Genomic DNA, 16,472 nt, shown 5'->3' on the forward strand with positions numbered 1-16,472 from the left:
CGCATGGCTCCGGCCCTTGTGGCGCAGCGGGCGATTGGGCAATGTCGCCCTCCATGAAAACATATGATGTCGTGATCGTGGGTGCCGGTGTCGTCGGCAGCGCCAGTGCCTATTATCTGAAGAAACGCGGTTTCACCGGCTCCATCGCCGTGGTGGAGAAGGACACGAGCTGGGCCACCGGCTGCACCGCGCGCTCCGTGGGTGGCCTGCGCCAGCAGTTCTCGACGCCGGAGAACATTGCACTCTCGATGTTCGGCGTGAAGCTAGTCAAATCCCTCAAGCAAGAGTTCGGGCCCGATGCCGATATCGGCTTCAAGGAGCAGGGCTATTTGATCTGCGCCACAGATGCGGGCCTTCCCATTCTGGAGGAAAACCACGCCGTGCAGCTCGCCCATGGGGCGGACAATGTGCTGCTGCGCGGTGATGAGCTCTCCGCGCGCTTTCCCTGGCTGGTGGCGGATGGAATTGCGGCGGGCTGCTTCGGCCTTTCGAATGAAGGCTGGGTGGACCCGTATATGTTCGCGGCCCTCTTCCGCAAGGCGGCGGTGGCGCAAGGGGTGGAGTTGATTGCGGATGAAGTGACAGGTGTTGCGCGCGAGGGGAACCGCATCACCGGCGTCAGCCTGGCAGGTGGCGAGGCGCTCTCCTGCGGCACGCTGGTCAATGCGGCTGGGGCCGGCGGCGGACAGCTCGCAGCGCTTGCGGGCGTTCTACTCCCCGTGGGGCCGCGCAAGCGCTATGTCTATGTTCTCGATTGCCCGCAAGCGACAGAGGCGCTGCACAAGGCGCCGCTCACCGTTCTTCCCAACGGCATTTATGTCCGCCCCGAGGGCCGCAACTTCCTCGCCGGGCTTTCGCCGGATGAGCATGAGGAGCCGGATGTGCTCGATTGGGAGGTCGATCATGCCTGGTTCGAAGAGCGGATCTGGCCCGGCCTCGCCGAGCGTGTGCCGCTGTTCGAAGCGATCAAGGTGATCAGCGCCTGGGTCGGGCATTATGACTACAACGCTTTCGACCAGAACGCCGTCATCGGCCCCCATCCGGAAATATCGAACCTGCTTTTCGCCAATGGTTTCTCGGGCCATGGCCTGCAGCAGGGGCCGGCGGCGGGCAATGCGATTTCAGAACTCATCATCGATGGCGGCTTCCGGACCATCGATCTCACCCGCTTCGGCTATGAGCGCATCCTGCGTGACGCGCCGCTGTTCGAGAAGAACGTGATCTGATGCGCGTGCTCGCGATCTCCAGCCAGGTTGTCTGGGGGCCCGTTGGCAACAGCGCTGCCGTGCCGGCGCTTCAGGCGAAGGGCTTCGAGGTGCTGGCGCTTCCGACCATCATGCTGTCGAACCACCCCGGCCATGGCGCGCCCGCAGGTTTCCGGACGGACGCGGAAGACATGGCCCGCATGCTGGCCGCCCTTGAGGCGCGGGGCGCATTGAAGGGGCTGGACGCCGTGCTCACCGGCTATTTTGCCTCCGCTGCCCAGGTGCGCGAGGTGGCGAAGCTCCTTGGCCGCATCACTGTTCCTTATGTGCTGGTCGATCCGGTGATCGGTGACCATGGCAAGCTCTATGTTGCGGCAGAGGTGGCTGAGGCCATCCGGGACGAGCTTCTGCCGCAGGCCAGCTGCGTGACGCCAAATGAATTCGAACTCGGCTGGCTGTCCGGCCGAGAGGTGACGGATGAGACGCAGGCCATTGCCGCTGCGCGCGCGCTGGGGCGTGAAGAGGTGCTCGCAACCTCAATCCCCGCGGCGGGCCAGAACATCACCACGCTGCTGGTCACCCCGCAGGAGGTGCACCGCGTGATCACCCACAAGCTCAGCGGCGTTCCGCATGGCACGGGTGATTTTCTGAGCGGGCTCTATCTGGCGGAGCGTCTTACCAGCCCGCCCGTCCAGGCCCTTCACAGCGCCATGAAAATACTGGGCCGGGCGATTGCGATCAGTGCCGGAACCGCGGTGCTGAATGTCGCGGGCGCCCTTCACCCCTCGTGACGCCGGTCATCGGGGTCGATGGCTGCCGCGGCGGATGGATCGCGGTCCGCTGGGGGAACAGCCTCTCGCACCATCTCTGCCGCCGGTTCGAGGATGTGCTGGCTTTGGACGCAATCGTGATCGCGGTCGATATGCCGATCGGCTTTCCGGAGAGTTCAGGCCGCACGGTCGAGCGTGAGGTGCGCGCCAGGCTGGGTGCGCGCAAGTCCAGCGTGTTTTCGGTTCCCGCCCGCGCGGCGGTGATGTGCGAAGACTATCGCGCAGCGTGCAGCGCCAATCTGCTTGCGTCTGATCCGCCGCGGAAACTCTCGAAGCAGATCTTCCATCTCTTTCCCAAAATGCGCGAGATCTATGCACTGATGACGCCCGGCCTGCAGGCGCGGGTTTTCGAAATCCACCCGGAACTCGCCTTCTGGGCCATGAATGGGGAAACGCCGCTGGATCACCCCAAGAAGACGAAGGGAAAGTCCCATGACGGGGGCCTGGCGCTTCGTTGTTCGCTCCTTTCCCGCGCTGGCTTTCCGCTCCCGGAGCTCCCACCGGACACATATCGCCGGAAAGATGTGGGAGCGGATGATCTTCTCGATGCCTGTGCGGCTGCCTGGAGTGCCAGGCGGATTGCCGAAGGCCGGGCTATCCGCTTTCCCGCCGATCCGCCGCGGGACGCAAGGGGCTTGCGCATGGAGATCAACGCATGAGAAAGAGACGCCCAATTCAAGGAAATTGCCGCTGATGACCATCCAGACCGCCATTCGCCATAACGCCCTGCTCGGCAAGCCCGTCGCGGAGGAGATCACCCGCAATGTCTACCATGGTGTGGAAGATCTGGCCGCAGCGGGCTGGCCGGTGAAGCTCGTCTCCATCACCATCGGCGATGTGCCGGCGGTCAGCCTCTATGTCCGCAACCAGGCGCGGGGTGCCGAGCGGGCGGGCATCATGTTCGAGGAGCGGAACCTTCCCGAAAACGTCTCCCGCGTCGAGATGCTGGGGCTTCTGCAGGCACTGAACACGGACCCGCGCGTCACCGGCGTCATCATCCAGCGGCCGGTGCCGAAGCATCTCGATGTTCGCGAGTTGCAGACGGCGGTGCACCCGTTGAAGGATGTGGAAGGCATGCACCCGGCCTCGATCGGCAACATCGTCTACCGTGATACCTCGCTTGCTCCCTGCACGGCTGCGGCCTCCGTCGAGCTTCTGAAGCGCACCGGCCTCAAGCTTGAAGGGCTCGAGGTGGTTGTGATCGGGCATTCGGAAATCGTCGGCAAGCCCATTGCGTTCCTGCTGATGTCCGAGGGCGCCACCGTCACCGTCTGCCATCACATGACGCGCAATCTCGCGGTTCACTCACGCGCGGCGGATGCGATTTTCGTGGCCGTCGGCAAGCCGCGCTTCATCACCCCCAACATGATCAAGCCTGGTTCCGCGGTGATCGACATCGGCATCAACCAGATTGAAGAGGGCGGCCGGCACATCACCGTGGGTGACGTCGATTATGATGCCTGTGCTGAAACCGCAGGCTGGATCACGCCCGTGCCAGGTGGCGTTGGCCCTGTCACGGTTGCCATCCTCATGCGCAATGCGCTGACGGCGGCCCAGGCGCAGAAGCGCTATTACGATCAGGTGTTCGGCGGCAAGTCGGATACGCTCGTCAATGTGGCGCCCGCCGAATGATCACGCGCGAGACCATCACCAAAGCCTCTCAGCGCATTGCACCCCATGTGCGCCGCACCCCCGTGATCGACGTGGTGGTGGAGGGCGTTGCACTTTCCGTCACACTCAAGCTCGAGCTTCTCCAGCATGCGGGAAGCTTCAAGGCGCGGGGTGCCTTCAACACGCTGCTGCAGGCCCATGTTGGGGCAGCAGGCGTTGCCACGGCGTCTGGCGGCAATCATGGCGCAGCTGTCGCCTATGCCGCGCAGCAGCTGGGCCACCGCGCCAAAATCTTCGTGCCGGAAATCTCGTCGCCCGCGAAAGTCTCCCGCATCGCGTCCTATGGCGCGGAGGTGGTGCAGCAGGGCGCCAATTACAGCGAGGCGCTGGCTTTGTGCGATGCCTGGATCGTGGGGAGCGGTGCTTCTGGCGTTCATGCCTATGATGCGGTGCCAACGCTCGAGGGCCAGGGCACGCTGGCACGCGAGCTTGAGGCGCAGGCGCCCGGCATCGATACGCTGCTGGTCGCGGTGGGTGGCGGCGGCCTCATCGGCGGCATTGCCGCATGGTATCAGTCCGGCATCAAGATCATCGGCGTCGAGCCCGTCACTTGCGATACGCTGCATGCAAGCCTCGCTGCGGGCGCGCGTGTGCCGGTCAAGACCTCTGGTCTTGCTGCGGATTCGCTGGGTGCCACAACGGTTGGCACGCTGATGTTCGACATCGCCAAGCAACATGTGGCACAGGTGGCGCTCGTCTCGGATGATGATATCCGCGCCGCCCAGCGCAAGCTGTGGCGCGAAATGCAGCTGGTCACCGAGCCCGGTGGCGCTGCCGCCTTCGCCGCCCTGCTGTCCGGCGCCTACAGGCCGGAGGCGGGGGAGCGTGTCGGTGTCATCGTCTGCGGCGCCAACACCTCGATCGACATCTTCGGTCAACTCTTCAGCTGAGCGCCTGCACGGCCTCTGCCGCATCTTCACCGGCGATGACGGCGCCTTCGAACCAGCCCGCCTGCTCGCGCGCATAGTCGGAGGAGGCGAAGGCGATCCGGCCTTGCGGCTGCCAATTGGCGCAGTCGAGGCCTGCCTCATGCCCCGCTGGGGCCGCAACCCAGGTGCCGCGTGCGAAGGGGTCATCCACCCAGTCGTGCCAGTCATGCGAGATCACCCGCGCATTGGGGAAAAGCTTCGCCATCTGTGCCCTCACCCAGGCGGGATCTGCGGGCGTGTTTCCGTCCTGCATCAGACCGAATCCCACAATATAGCTTGAGCCGTCCCCGCCGCTCCGTTCGGCAAAGGCAAACTCAATGCCGCTGCCATCGCCCGTCACCAGCGTTCCCACGGGAACGCCCTCGGCCTTGATCCAGAGTTTGAACGAGCGTCCGCCATGGCCCCGCGCAATTGCGGCCTGTTTCGGGGCGGAGAGTCCCGGCGTGAAGCTGATGGCCGCCAGCTGATTGAGGCCCAGTGCCACCACGCAGGCCTGCGCGCGGTGGCGCTCAGCGCCGCTCACAACCTCCACCGCATCTGGATTCTGCGCAATCTCTGTCACCGGGGCTGACATCACCAGCTCGGCACCCGATGCCGCAATCATCCGCTCCGCCAGAACGCCCATCCCTGGCACCACGGTGTCGGCCCAGAACTTGATCATGCCCTCGGCAAGCCCGTTGTCATAGGCACAGCTCGCGAGAAATTCGGATGCTGCGATCTGTGCATGGTCGCCATTGCCCGATACGGTCCACCAGGCGGAGAACAAATCCCGCGTCGCCTTCGGGCAGTGGAGGCGGTCGAGATAGTCCCTGAAGGGGACGCCCGTCAGCGGCTCGCCCTTCTCATTGGTGGTGATGCCCTTCTTGAGCAGGATTGAATCGGCGGCCACCCGCGCAATGGCGCGCTCATGCGCCGTCACCTCTGCGCCGGCAGCCGGCCCATCCGCATGCAGCGTGCCGTCGCGCAGCCACAGACGGTTCGTCACATCGTGGCGCGGGCGAAGCGAGAGGCCGTGCTCGCTGACAAGTGCCCGCAAGCGCTGGTGCCAGGGGGTGATCCAGGCGCCACCGAATTCTAGCTCCGGACCATTGCCGCCATAGGCTTTGGCATAGCCGCGCCCGCCGCAGCGCGCCCGCGCTTCGATCACGCGCACGCTTTTTCCCTGCTGGCGGAGTCGGCGCGCAGCAGCGGCACCTGCCAGCCCTGCACCCACCACGATCACGTCGATATCGCTCATGGGGTCAAGGCTAGCATCCGCCCCGTCACCACAGCAACCGTCCGCCGGTCACCTGCATGCGTATCCGCTCGCGCGCTGCACGCAGCTCATCCTGCATCCGCTGCAACTCGCGCGGGTCCGCCTCGCTCGGTGGCCTCTGCCACGTGGCATTCAAGGTCTTTGCCGCCGCCTTTACCCGTTCCAGGCTCAGGAACAGCGGATCGAAATTCAGAGAGAACATAAGTATCTCCATCGCGAAGACATGGGAAACCCCACGCGCGTGAAAAGATGAACCGGCGCGAATAGGCGCAATGACGCCTCGTCCGCAGTCAGCCGATCGTTACGAAATCAAGGGAAAGCGCCTGTGGCGCGAAAAATACGCTATCCGCCTGAGGCCCGAGCCTCAGTACGGCCCGGAGTTCAGCAGCGCGTAAATTGGATCTCCATGGCTGAAACTCCTGTGGTTGTTTGCGTGAGACAGCTTGGTATCACCACTGCGCAATGTATGGAAGCGCACACGGGCAAATTGGTTCTGCTGTTGCAGCGGAGTCACAGTTCAGCGTGTGAACAGCGCCACGATTTCCACATGCGAAGACCATTTGAACTGGTCAACCGGTGTCACGCGCTGCAGCGTGTATCCGCCGCCCACAAGAATCTCCGCATCACGCGCGAAGCTGCCGGCATCGCAGGACACGGCAACAACGATTTTCACCTTCGAGCGCGCCAGTTGCCGCGCCTGCATCTCCGCACCTGCGCGGGGCGGGTCGAACACGGCGGCGTCGAAACCCTTCATTTCATTGGGCACCAGCGGCTCCCGGAACAGGTCCCGCGTGGCGGCGGTGAGGGGCTTCAAACCGGGTGTTGCCTTCGCTGCGGCATTGACGGCGGCAATCGCCCCGCGGTCATTGTCATAGGCCTCAACCTTCGCGCGCTCCGCCAGGCGGACGGCGAAGGGCCCCACACCGCAGAACAGGTCGGCGACACTTTTCGACTTGCCCACAGCTTCGAGCACGAGGCGCGTCAGCACCTCTTCGCCCAGGGCGGTCGCTTGCAGGAAGCCGCCGGGCGGCAGCGCCACGCTGGCCTTGCCGAAGTTCACGCGGGGCGGCACGGCTGTGGCGATCACCTCGCCATTCACCGCAAGCCGCGCCAAATTCAGTGTACTGACGAAGGCGGCGAGATTGGCATGCTCGCGCACGAGGATCGCGCGCTCGGCTTTGACACTCACATCGAGTCCGGTGAGGGTTGCCGTCACCGCCACGTCGCAATCGCCGAGCTTTCCACCAAGGGCCCGGCCAATGTCGAAGGCGCGGGCAAGCGCTGGTTCGAGAATGGGGCAGTGGTCGATGTCGAGCAGCGTGTGGCTGCGCGCTTCCATATAGCCCGCGGTCACCACAGCGCCTGTCCGCCGCACATGCAGGGCCACGCGGCGGCGGCCCGCGCGATGCGCGTCAATCACCGGCTGCACCTCGGGCCCAAGTCCCCGTGCGCGCAGCTGGTCAGCGACGAGGGAGGCTTTCCAGGCGCGGTAAGGCTCTTCGCGCCAATGCTGCAGCTGGCAGCCGCCGCAGCGGCCATAGTGCTTGCAGAAGGGCGCCACACGGTCAGGCGAGGCATGGGTGATGGCGGTGAGGGCCAGGCGTTCGCCATCGCCCGTGGCCGTCACATCCTCATCGGGCAGCGTGCCCGGCACGAACAGCGTGCGGCCTTCATGGCTGGCCACACCTTCACCGCGCCGCCCCATGGCATTGATGTGGAGGTGAAGCTCAGACATCGCTGCTCTGCGGCGGATAGGCAAAGGCAATCGCATGGCCGGCGCGCAGCCCGATCTTTACCGGCCCCAGCGCCAGGTTGGAGAGGGTCAGCGTGGAGCCCAGCGGCACGGTGCGGTTCTGAAGCGGCCATTTGACACCGCTGAGGTCCAGCCCTTCGAGGTCGCTGAAGGGCACAATGCTGAGGCGGGTGTCAGCTGGCAGGTCCACCGTCATGCGGCCGGGCAGAAGCGGCCAGGCTTCCTCCGTGCCGCTCGTCAGCAGGCAGGCGATGCCCTGCCTTGCAATCTCGATGCTCTGGCCCAGAAGCCCTGCCGTATGGTCTGTCTGGCCGCCTAAGCCTCCCAGCAGCACGATCCCGGTCGCACCTCGGCTGATCGCGGCATCAACTGCAAGGCTTCCATCGGTTGCGTCCTTCTCGGCGGGATAGGCCTCGCGCGGAACATCCCGGTACTGCAGGGTGAGTTCGGAGCCCGCGCTGTCAAAGTCACCCACCCAGAGTTCCGGCACGGCGCGTAAGGCGGCGGCATGCATCATGCCGCTGTCGGCCGCAATGAGCCGCGCGCCGCGGATCTGCGCCCGGAGCCGCGGCGTCACGGTGAGGTCACCCCCTAAGAGAATGGCAAAACGTGTCATGCTCCGGCTTCTAGCAAATGCTTCTTGCCAGCGCACGCGCGAAGCCTTACCTCTTGATTTGCTCTCAACGGGGTGCCGCGCCAAAGCGGCTGAGACGGGGCTGATGCCCCAAACCCGCTGAACCTGATCCGGATCATGCCGGCGGAGGGATTGCGAGCGGATGTCCGGTTTGCCGAATGTCCAATCCTCCATCCACCGGCGCATGGAGGTTACATGAAGAAGATCATTGCCGCTCTGTTTGCGTTCCTCACCCTCAGCGTGCCAGCCCTCGCGAAGGACACGCTCACGGTTTACACATATGACAGTTTCGTCGCCGAATGGGGTCCTGGCCCCAAGGTGAAGGAGGCTTTCGAGAAAATTTGCGATTGCACCGTCGAATGGGTGGCGCCGGGCGATGGCGTGGCGCTCCTCAACCGCCTTAAGCTCGAGGGCAAGGGCACAAGGGCCGATGTGGTGCTGGGCCTCGACACGAACCTGACGGCGGAAGCCCAGAAGACGGGCCTGTTCGGCAAGCACGGCATTGCCCTTTCTGAAGCCAGGACACCCGTTCCGTGGACGGATGAATTCTTCATGCCCTTTGACTATGGTTATTTCGCCGTGGTCTATGACAGCCAGGCGATGGCCACTCCGCCCAAATCCCTCGATGAGCTGGTAAATGGTGACACCACCCAGAAAATCGTGCTGGAAGACCCGCGCACATCGACGCCGGGCTTGGGCTTCCTCCTGTGGATGAAGAAGGTCTATGGCGATAAATCCGCGGAGGCGTGGAAAAAGCTCGCGCCCCGCATTCTCACCGTGGCGCCCGGCTGGTCAGAGGCCTATGCGCTGTTCACCAAGGGCGAGGCGCCGATGGTTCTCTCCTACACGACCTCTCCCGCCTATCATGTGATCGCGGAGAACACCGAGCGCTACAAGGCGGCCTCCTTCGCGGAAGGCCATTATCTGCAGGTGGAGGTGGCGGGGCTTGTCGAGGCGAGCCCGCACAAGGCCCTGGCGCAGAAGTTCCTGACCTTCATGATGGGCCCGGGCTTCCAGGATCAGATCCCCACCAATAACTGGATGTTCCCCGCGGGCGAAACCTCAGCACCGCTTCCGCCCGCCTTCGGCGCGCTGGTGAAGCCTGACAAGACGCTGCTGTTCAGCCCCGAAGAGGTGGATCAGAACCGCCGCCAATGGATCGACGAATGGCTGAATGCCACCGCGAAATGAGTGGCGCCGCTCCACCACTCTCTTCGTCCCGTCACCCCAACGCAGGCTGGGGTCCCGCTCTCGCCGCCGCAAGCCGGATGCCAGCCTTCGCTGGCATGACGGAGCTACGGACAGCGTGACAGCCTACCGGCCATCACGCGCGCCCGCTGTTGCGGCCCTCGTGGTGCTGGGCCTGGCGCTGGCGGCCGGCTTTCTTCCGGTCCTGCGCTTAGGACTGGAGCAGGGGCTGGCGGGAGTGGACCCTTACGTCCTCCGTGTGCTGCGCTTCACCCTGCTGCAGGCGGGGCTTTCGACGCTGCTGTCGCTGTCGCTTGGCCTGCCGTTGGCGCGGGCGCTGGCGCGGCAAACCTGCTTTCCGGGCCGCGCGCTGCTGTTGCGGCTTCTCAACCTGCCACTGGCGCTTCCGGCGATCGTGGTGATCATCGGCGTCATCGAAGTCTATGGTGCCAGAGGCTGGCTCGGCGGGTTGTTTGATATCTATGGCCTGCAAGGCATCCTGCTGGCGCATGTGTTCTTCAACGTGCCGCTCGCCGCGCGCCTCATCCTCTCCGATCTCGAACGCATTCCGGCGGAAAGCTGGAAGCTGGGGGCGCAGCTGGGGCTGGGACCCGTGGCGCAATGGCGTCTCATCGAATGGCCGCAAATCAAGGGCGGTGTTGCCGGTGCTGCCCTTCTGATCTTCCTCCTCTGCGCTTCGAGCTTCGCGATCGTGCTCACGCTCGGCGGCGGGCCTAGCGCCACCACGCTGGAGGTTGCGATCTACCAGTCGCTGCGGGCGGATTTCGATCCGCAGCGCGCTGCCATGTTGGCCCTCATTCAGCTCGCCCTCTGCGCCACGCTGGCCTTGCTGGCGCAGCGCTGGGGAGGCCTCGTTCCCGGCCTGCCGCTGCTTAGGCTGGGGGGCAGGCGGTATGACGGGCGAAGCCTTGCCGCAAGGCTTCTCGATGGCGGCGTGATCCTGCTGTCGCTTCTCCTGCTGATTCCACCGCTTGCAGCACTGGTCTCCGCCGGTCTCACGCGGATCGATTTCTCTACGCTCCTGTTCCGCGCGCTGGTCACCAGCCTGAGCCTTGGTGCAGCAAGTGCGGCGCTGGCCTTCGCCATCGTCTGGCCACTGGGCATGCTGGCGGTGCGGAGCGCGCTCTGGCGGCGCATCACGGCGCTGGCCGTCCTCACCTCCTGGATCGTGCCGCCCGCCGCCCTTGCCACCGGCTGGTTCATCAGCCTCATCGCCTATTCGGGATCCGTCACGGTTGCCATCTTCCTGGTGATCGCCATGAATGCGCTGATGTCCTTGCCCTTCGTGGCCCGCGTGCTTCTCCCCGCACTGGCCCAATCGGCGGAGGCGCATGACAGGCTGTGCCTCAGCCTCGGCGTCGAAGGCTGGGCGCGGTTCCGCCTGATCGAGCTGCCGGTGATGAAGCGCGCCATCGGCCTCAGCCTGGTCATGGCGCTTATCCTGTCACTGGGCGATCTCACCGCCATCTCGCTCTTCGGCACGCAAGGCTTCGTGACACTTCCCGCCCTCATTTACCGCCAGATGGGAAGCTACCGCTTCGATGCCGCCATCGGCACTGCGCTGGTGCTGGGCCTTCTGGTGCTGGCATTCTCCACCTTGGCCGAACGCTGGAGCAGGGAACGATGATCCGACTGGAACATGTGGCCTTCCGCTATGAAGCGATGGAGATGGTCTTCGATGCCGTGTTTCCACGGGGCTCGTTCACGGCAGTGATCGGCCCCTCGGGTGGCGGCAAATCCACGCTGCTCAACCTGATTGCCGGCTTCGAGACGCCGGACCAAGGCCTGGTGCTGATCGATGCTGCGGATGTGACGGCGCTGCCGCCGGACCAGCGCCCCGTCAGCATGATCTTCCAGGACAACAACGTCTTCGCCCATCTGAACCTCTGGCAGAATGTGGCCCTCGGCATCTCGCCTTCGCTGAAGCTTGACCCCGATCAGACGGCGAAGGTCGATCAGGCTCTCGGGCAGGTGGGCCTCAGCGCCCTCGCGCAGCGCAAGCCCGGAGATGTTTCGGGTGGCGAGCGCCAGCGCGTGGCCATCGCCCGCGCCCTGGTGCGAGACAAGCCCGTCCTGCTGCTGGACGAGCCCTTCGCCGCCCTGGGGCCTGCTCTCAGGCGCGACATGCTGAGCCTCGTCCTGGCCATGCAAAGGGCGCGGGAACTGACCGTCATCATGGTCACTCACCAACCGGAAGACGCAGAGTTCGCCGCCAGCCACACCGCCTATCTCGAAGCTGGCCACATTCTGGCACTCAGGCCCACGGCAGAGCTGTTCGCCGCGGATGATCTGCCGGGGCTCAAGGAGTATCTCGGCACGCCGTGAGGGCGCACCGGGCTCATCGCTCGCGCCCTAGAGGGAAACCGAAAGCCCCCCATCAACCGCCAGCACATGGCCGTTCACATAGGCTGCAGCGTCCGAAGCCAGGAACACGGCAGCCCCGCCCAGCTCTTCGGGCTTGGCCCAGCGGCCGGCTGGTGTGCGGCCTTCAACCCAGGCGGTGAAGGCTTTGTCTTCCAGGAGCGCTGTATTCAGCTCCGTTGCGAAATAGCCCGGAGCGAGCGCGTTGACGGTGATGCCCTGCCGCCCCAGCTCTGCTGCCATGGACCGGGTGAGGCCATGCAGGCCTGCCTTCGCTGCCACATAGGCGTGAATTGTCGGGCGCCCAAGAATGGCCGCAACCGAACCGGTGTTGATGATGCGGCCGAACTTGTTGGGCAGCATCAGCCGCACGGCATCCCGCGAGAGGCGGAAGCAGGAGGAGAGATTGACCGCGATCACCCGGTCAAAATCCTCATCCTCCCATTCGGTGATGGGGCGGCGGTGCTGAATGCCGGCATTGTTGACCAGAACATCGAGCCTGCCATGGCGCGCCACAATATCTTCAAGGGCGCGGCGGGCGATTTTCGCATCTGTCACGTCGAAGGCCATCGCCTCCGCGCCGATCTTCGCAGCGGCCTCGCCGAGCTCGTCGGCGTTGCGCGCATTGATGATGACCTTCGCGCCATTTTCAGCGAGCGCCTTGGCCATGGCAAAGCCCAGGCCACGCGAAGCGCCAGTGACGAGGGCCACGCGGCCATTGAGAGAGAACATCCCGCTCATGTTACTTCTTCACTCCATTGACCTGCATCAGCACATCGATCAGCCGGGGGATGAAGCGGTCGCCATATCCCATGTTATCCGCCATCACCGTGATCTGATGCGCGGTCTCCGCCAGGAAGGAGGTGACGGGCAGCTGCTCCGTCATGTTGGTGTAATAGCGCAGGTCTTTCCTGGCGTTGCGGATGGCGAATTGCGCGGAGCTGTCATCATCCGACAACGGAACATTGATGAGGCGCCCGAACATGACGGAGGCCGCACCGCCCGCCATCACGATGTCCTTCATGGCCTGCATGTCAACGCCCGCCTTGGCCGCAACGGTGATCGCCTCCGCCGCGACCGCCGCGTGGGCGATCGAAAGGAAGTTGTTGATGAGCTTCAGCTGATGCGCCGATCCGGCGGGACCTGCATGAACGATCGTATCCGCGAAACATTCGAGCACCGGGCGGATCCGCGCGATCACCTCTTCAGGGCCTCCCGTCATCAGCCCGAGCTTTCCGGCGGCGGCTTCCTTCGGGGTGCGCGTCATCGGCGTATCAACGAAGTGGCCGCCCTTGGCGGCAACATCGGCCGCGATCTTCTTGGTCGAGTCCGGTTCGGCGGTTGAACAATCGGCGATCACCAGCCCGTCACGCACGGCACCCAACAGTCCGTATTCGCCATAGATCAGGTGTTCCACCTGCGGTGTTCCGGTGACGCAGAGGATGACAAAATCGGACTCCTTCGCCACTGCGAGAGGATTGTTGCGCTCATGCGCTCCCTTGGCCACCAGGTCATCCACCGGCGCGCGGTTGGTGTGCGCCATGACGGTCAAGGGATAGCCCTTCGCCAGAATATTCTTGCCGATGCCGTGGCCCATGAGGCCCACGCCGATCAGGCCTACGCGCTTGATTGTCATGTCTTCCCTCCCGCAGATATGAAATTTATGAATGCATTCTGCTCCAGAATATGGAGCCTGTCTTCGGACTTCTTGTTGAAACCCAGGCGCTCATAGAAGCGCTCCGCCCCGGTATTGGTCTCGTCGACCTCGAGCTTGATGAACTGAGCGCCGCGCGCGGCGAAGCGCTGGGCCTGGACCCGCAGCAGGGCGAGGCCCACGTTGCGCCCGCGCGCCTCCGGCAGCACGAAGAGATCGACCACATAGAGACCGCGCGCGCCGCGCCAGGTGGAAAAGGTCATGAGCCCTAAGCAGGCGCCGATCAGCTGGCCCCCGCCCTCATCGGCCACCACCACATCGACGAGGTCCTGCGCGGCGGAAAGGTTTCCGCCTGTGAGCTTCGGCACGAAGCTCGTGCCGATATGAACCGCCAGACCATGCACCATGGCGGCAACGGTCTCCGCTTCCCCGTCCTGCATCTCCCGCACCACCAGGCTCATGCGGCAAGGCCTTTGAGAAGTGATTCGAGGTTGAGGCCCAAATTGGGCGAGGGATAACCGCCCTCCTGCACGATCAGCATGGGGCGCCCGAGGGACGCGATCTGCCGGCCGATCTCCGCGAACTCAGGCGTTGCGATGGCGAAGCCCTTGAAGGGATCGTCAACAGCAATGTCGAGACCCGCCGCGACGACAAGAACTTCGGGTGCGAAATCGCTGATGCGCTCAAGTGCGGTTTCCAGTGCTGCGCTGTAGATCTTGAGCGTGGCGCCGCGCTCGAGCGGCAGGTTGAGGTTGAAGCCTTCGCCTTCCCCGCGACCCCTTTCCTCCGCATAGCCCCAAAAGAAGGGATAGAAGCGCTTCGGGTGGGCATGGATCGACACGGTGAGGACATCCGCGCGGTCATAGAAGATCGCTTCCGTTCCATTGCCGTGGTGCACGTCGATATCGAGGATCGCTGTGCGCTTGCCCGATGCCGTGAGCAGGGCCGCCGCGATGGCTGCGTTGTTGAAATAGCAGAAGCCCGCCGCCATGTCGGCCGCGGCGTGGTGGCCGGGCGGGCGGCACAGGGCGTAGACGGTGCGCTCACCCTCAAGTACCAGCTTCGCGCCATGGGCGGCGGTTGCAGCACTGGCCCGTGCAGCACCCCAGGTCTTGGAGGTGATGGGGCATGAGCCATCCCCCAGGTGCCAGCCACATTGGCCCACGACGCTGTCCGGATAGGAGGCAGGCGGCAGATTGCTGCGGCCCAATGCGAAGACATTGGCGGATGGCGTTTCCGCTGCGTCCGGAATTCTGTTCCAGCGCTCCCACAGTGTGGAGAGGAACTGGATGTAGCGCCGGTCATGGACGCGCGCGAGATCGTCTCCGAAAATTTCGGGCGGCGCTACGATGGGGCCGCCCAGCCGGCGCACGCCTTCCATCAGCATGTCGATGCGCTCCGGCGTCTCCGGAATGGGCTGCGGGCGCCCTGACACGATGAATTCGCGCGGCGCATGGGAGCGTTGCAGGTCGTCGAAGACAGTGATCACCGGTTTGCCGTGCCTCTCGAATGGGTGCTAGGATTTTGGAAGACGCTTCACTCCAACGCAAGGCTCATCCCCACATGTCATCCAGCGCTGCGCTTCCCAAGCATATCCATTCGACGGGCGACCTTCCCAAAGTGGCCTGGGCGAAGGGCAGCTATGTTCATGACGTGGACGGCAAGCAGTATATCGATGGCTCCGGCGGCCCCGCCGTTTATTGCATCGGGCATTCCAATACGGAAGTGAATGAGGCGATTAAGAGCCAGCTCGACCAGATTGCCCATGGCTACCGCTACAACTTCTCCTCCGATGCGCTGGAGGAGCTGACGGAGATCATCCGCCGGCGCTGCGGCGGGACCATGAACAACATGGTTTATGTGACCGGCGGCTCCGAAGCCGTCGAATCCTGCCTGAAACTCGCGCTCCAGTATCATGCTGCACGGGGCGAGATGAGCCGCCGCCGTTTCATCGCGCGCGAACGCTCCTGGCATGGCAACACGCTGGGGGCGCTCTCCGTTTCGGGCTTCCTTGAGCGGAAGCGTGCCTTCGAGGGCTCGCTGCTGGACGTTTCCCGCCTCTCGGCCGTCAACGCCTACCGCCCGGTTGAAGGTGCGACCGCGGAGACGGTGGGCGAGGCCTGTGCGCAGGAGCTCGAGGATGAAATCCTGCGGGTGGGGCCTGAGAAGATCTGCGCCTTCATCTTCGAGCCCGTGGTGGGTGCGGCGGGGGGCTGCGTTCCGGCACCTCCGGGCTATGCCAAACGCGTGCGCGAGATCTGTGACACATACGGGGTCATCATGATTTCGGACGAAGTCATGTGCGGGGCAGGCCGCACCGGCGTGTGGCGCGCGCTGGAGACGGATGGGGTGGAGCCCGACATCATGTCAGTCGCCAAGGGCCTGGCCGCAGGATACCTGCCGCTGGGTGCTGCGATCTACAATGACAAGGTGGCGGACGCCATTCACGGCAAGCATGGCGCGCCGATGACGGGGCACACCTTCACGGCCCACACCGCCTGCTGCGCAGCGGGTGTTGCGGTGCAAAAGATCGTGGAGCGGGAGAAGCTGGTGGAGCGCGTGGCGGCGATGGAGGCCAATTTCGTGGCCATGCTGAAGGACGCGACCAGGGATATTGAGGCGGTGGGCGACATCCGCGGCCGCGGCTTCTTCCAGGCGCTGGAGCTGGTGGCGGACCGCAAGACCAAGGCGCCGTTTCCGGCGGAGCGGAAGCTGTTCATGAAGATCAGGGCGCAGGCCTTCGAGAACGGGCTGATCTGCTATCCGGTCGGCGGAAATGTGGATGGAATCAACGGTGACGTGGTGATTCTGGCGCCGCCCTACAATGTGACGGATGCCGAGCTGACGGAGATCGTGGACAAGACGGCCGTCTCGATCAGACAGGTTCTGAAGGCCGAGGGGCTGGCGTAGGAGGCGTTAAATTCCTACTTGTTTTTATTCCTACGATGTGCTATCAATCAGGTCTGCTGAT

The 16,472-nt window shown here is 64.3% G+C and carries 17 protein-coding genes and 1 riboswitch; of the genes, 9 read left to right on the forward strand and 8 right to left on the reverse strand.

The features are described 5' to 3' along the window. Nucleotides 1-53 precede the first annotated feature (53 nt). Genes ACO06F_RS12895 through ACO06F_RS12915 form a run of 5 tightly spaced genes read left to right on the forward strand, consistent with a single transcriptional unit; the run spans nucleotide 54 to nucleotide 4,596 of the window. Nucleotides 54-1,226 carry an NAD(P)/FAD-dependent oxidoreductase gene (locus ACO06F_RS12895; RefSeq protein WP_421693156.1) on the forward strand — a complete coding sequence of 391 codons (1,173 nt, stop codon included), beginning with the start codon at nucleotides 54-56 and terminating at the stop codon, nucleotides 1,224-1,226. Then, complete coding sequence (locus tag ACO06F_RS12900) at nucleotides 1,226-1,996, forward strand: bifunctional hydroxymethylpyrimidine kinase/phosphomethylpyrimidine kinase (RefSeq protein WP_421693157.1); 771 nt, start codon at nucleotides 1,226-1,228, stop codon at nucleotides 1,994-1,996. The genes ACO06F_RS12895 and ACO06F_RS12900 overlap by 1 nt, the downstream gene beginning before the upstream one ends. After that, a complete protein-coding gene (locus tag ACO06F_RS12905) occupies nucleotides 1,993-2,694 on the forward strand; it encodes a DUF429 domain-containing protein (RefSeq protein WP_421693158.1) in 702 nt (233 codons plus the stop codon). The genes ACO06F_RS12900 and ACO06F_RS12905 overlap by 4 nt, the downstream gene beginning before the upstream one ends. Before the next feature lie 34 nt (nucleotides 2,695-2,728). After that, nucleotides 2,729-3,667, forward strand: a complete 939-nt coding sequence (locus ACO06F_RS12910; RefSeq protein WP_421693159.1) for a bifunctional 5,10-methylenetetrahydrofolate dehydrogenase/5,10-methenyltetrahydrofolate cyclohydrolase — start codon at nucleotides 2,729-2,731, stop codon at nucleotides 3,665-3,667. Next, nucleotides 3,664-4,596, forward strand: coding sequence for a threonine/serine dehydratase (locus tag ACO06F_RS12915; RefSeq protein ID WP_421693160.1), 933 nt, complete (start codon nucleotides 3,664-3,666; stop codon nucleotides 4,594-4,596). The genes ACO06F_RS12910 and ACO06F_RS12915 overlap by 4 nt, the downstream gene beginning before the upstream one ends. Here ACO06F_RS12915 and ACO06F_RS12920 read toward each other — a convergent pair. From ACO06F_RS12920 to ACO06F_RS12935, 4 genes are all read right to left on the reverse strand, one after another. Beyond that, entirely contained in the window at nucleotides 4,589-5,872 is a 1,284-nt protein-coding gene (locus ACO06F_RS12920) for a flavin monoamine oxidase family protein (RefSeq protein ID WP_421693161.1), read from the reverse strand. The two genes, ACO06F_RS12915 and ACO06F_RS12920, sit on opposite strands and share 8 nt — an antisense overlap. Before the next feature lie 25 nt (nucleotides 5,873-5,897). After that, nucleotides 5,898-6,092, reverse strand: a complete 195-nt coding sequence (locus tag ACO06F_RS12925) for a hypothetical protein (protein ID WP_421693162.1) — start codon at nucleotides 6,090-6,092, stop codon at nucleotides 5,898-5,900. A 315-nt stretch (nucleotides 6,093-6,407) separates the two neighbouring features. Continuing rightward, complete coding sequence (locus ACO06F_RS12930; RefSeq protein ID WP_421693163.1) at nucleotides 6,408-7,625, reverse strand: class I SAM-dependent RNA methyltransferase; 1,218 nt, start codon at nucleotides 7,623-7,625, stop codon at nucleotides 6,408-6,410. After that, nucleotides 7,618-8,259: a thiamine diphosphokinase gene (locus ACO06F_RS12935; RefSeq protein WP_421693164.1), complete on the reverse strand. Its 642-nt coding sequence runs from the start codon at nucleotides 8,257-8,259 to the stop codon at nucleotides 7,618-7,620. Before ACO06F_RS12935 ends, ACO06F_RS12930 begins: the two co-directional genes overlap by 8 nt. A gap of 58 nt (nucleotides 8,260-8,317) precedes the next feature. After that, nucleotides 8,318-8,426, forward strand: a riboswitch (TPP riboswitch). A 46-nt stretch (nucleotides 8,427-8,472) separates the two neighbouring features. Between ACO06F_RS12935 and thiB the strand changes: the two genes are divergently transcribed. The 3 genes from thiB to thiQ are packed head-to-tail and all read left to right on the forward strand — an operon-like array spanning nucleotide 8,473 to nucleotide 11,811. After that, complete coding sequence (thiB, locus tag ACO06F_RS12940) at nucleotides 8,473-9,468, forward strand: thiamine ABC transporter substrate binding subunit (protein ID WP_421693165.1); 996 nt, start codon at nucleotides 8,473-8,475, stop codon at nucleotides 9,466-9,468. Beyond that, entirely contained in the window at nucleotides 9,452-11,113 is a 1,662-nt protein-coding gene (locus ACO06F_RS12945; RefSeq protein WP_421693166.1) for an ABC transporter permease subunit, read from the forward strand. Before thiB ends, ACO06F_RS12945 begins: the two co-directional genes overlap by 17 nt. After that, nucleotides 11,110-11,811 (forward strand): thiamine ABC transporter ATP-binding protein, encoded by a 702-nt coding sequence (gene thiQ, locus ACO06F_RS12950; protein WP_421693167.1) that lies wholly within the window; start codon nucleotides 11,110-11,112, stop codon nucleotides 11,809-11,811. Before ACO06F_RS12945 ends, thiQ begins: the two co-directional genes overlap by 4 nt. A 27-nt stretch (nucleotides 11,812-11,838) precedes the next feature. On the opposite strand, the gene ACO06F_RS12955 is transcribed toward thiQ, so the two are convergent. Genes ACO06F_RS12955 through ACO06F_RS12970 form a run of 4 tightly spaced genes read right to left on the reverse strand, consistent with a single transcriptional unit; the run spans nucleotide 11,839 to nucleotide 14,990 of the window. Beyond that, nucleotides 11,839-12,588, reverse strand: a complete 750-nt coding sequence (locus tag ACO06F_RS12955) for an SDR family oxidoreductase (protein ID WP_421693168.1) — start codon at nucleotides 12,586-12,588, stop codon at nucleotides 11,839-11,841. A gap of 1 nt (nucleotide 12,589) precedes the next feature. Continuing rightward, entirely contained in the window at nucleotides 12,590-13,483 is an 894-nt protein-coding gene (locus ACO06F_RS12960) for an NAD(P)-dependent oxidoreductase (RefSeq protein WP_421693169.1), read from the reverse strand. Further along, the gene (locus ACO06F_RS12965; protein ID WP_421693170.1) at nucleotides 13,480-13,962 is read right to left on the reverse strand and encodes a GNAT family N-acetyltransferase; all 483 of its coding nucleotides are present in this window, start codon (nucleotides 13,960-13,962) and stop codon (nucleotides 13,480-13,482) included. The genes ACO06F_RS12960 and ACO06F_RS12965 overlap by 4 nt, the downstream gene beginning before the upstream one ends. After that, complete coding sequence (locus ACO06F_RS12970) at nucleotides 13,959-14,990, reverse strand: histone deacetylase family protein (protein ID WP_421693171.1); 1,032 nt, start codon at nucleotides 14,988-14,990, stop codon at nucleotides 13,959-13,961. Before ACO06F_RS12970 ends, ACO06F_RS12965 begins: the two co-directional genes overlap by 4 nt. Before the next feature lie 74 nt (nucleotides 14,991-15,064). On the opposite strand from ACO06F_RS12970, the gene ACO06F_RS12975 reads away from it, so the two are divergent. After that, entirely contained in the window at nucleotides 15,065-16,411 is a 1,347-nt protein-coding gene (locus tag ACO06F_RS12975) for an aspartate aminotransferase family protein (protein WP_421693172.1), read from the forward strand. Nucleotides 16,412-16,472 lie beyond the last annotated feature (61 nt).

The sequence above is a fragment of the Aestuariivirga sp. genome (assembly GCF_965227715.1).
In the GTDB taxonomy this organism is placed as follows: Bacteria; Pseudomonadota; Alphaproteobacteria; order Rhizobiales; family Aestuariivirgaceae; genus Aestuariivirga.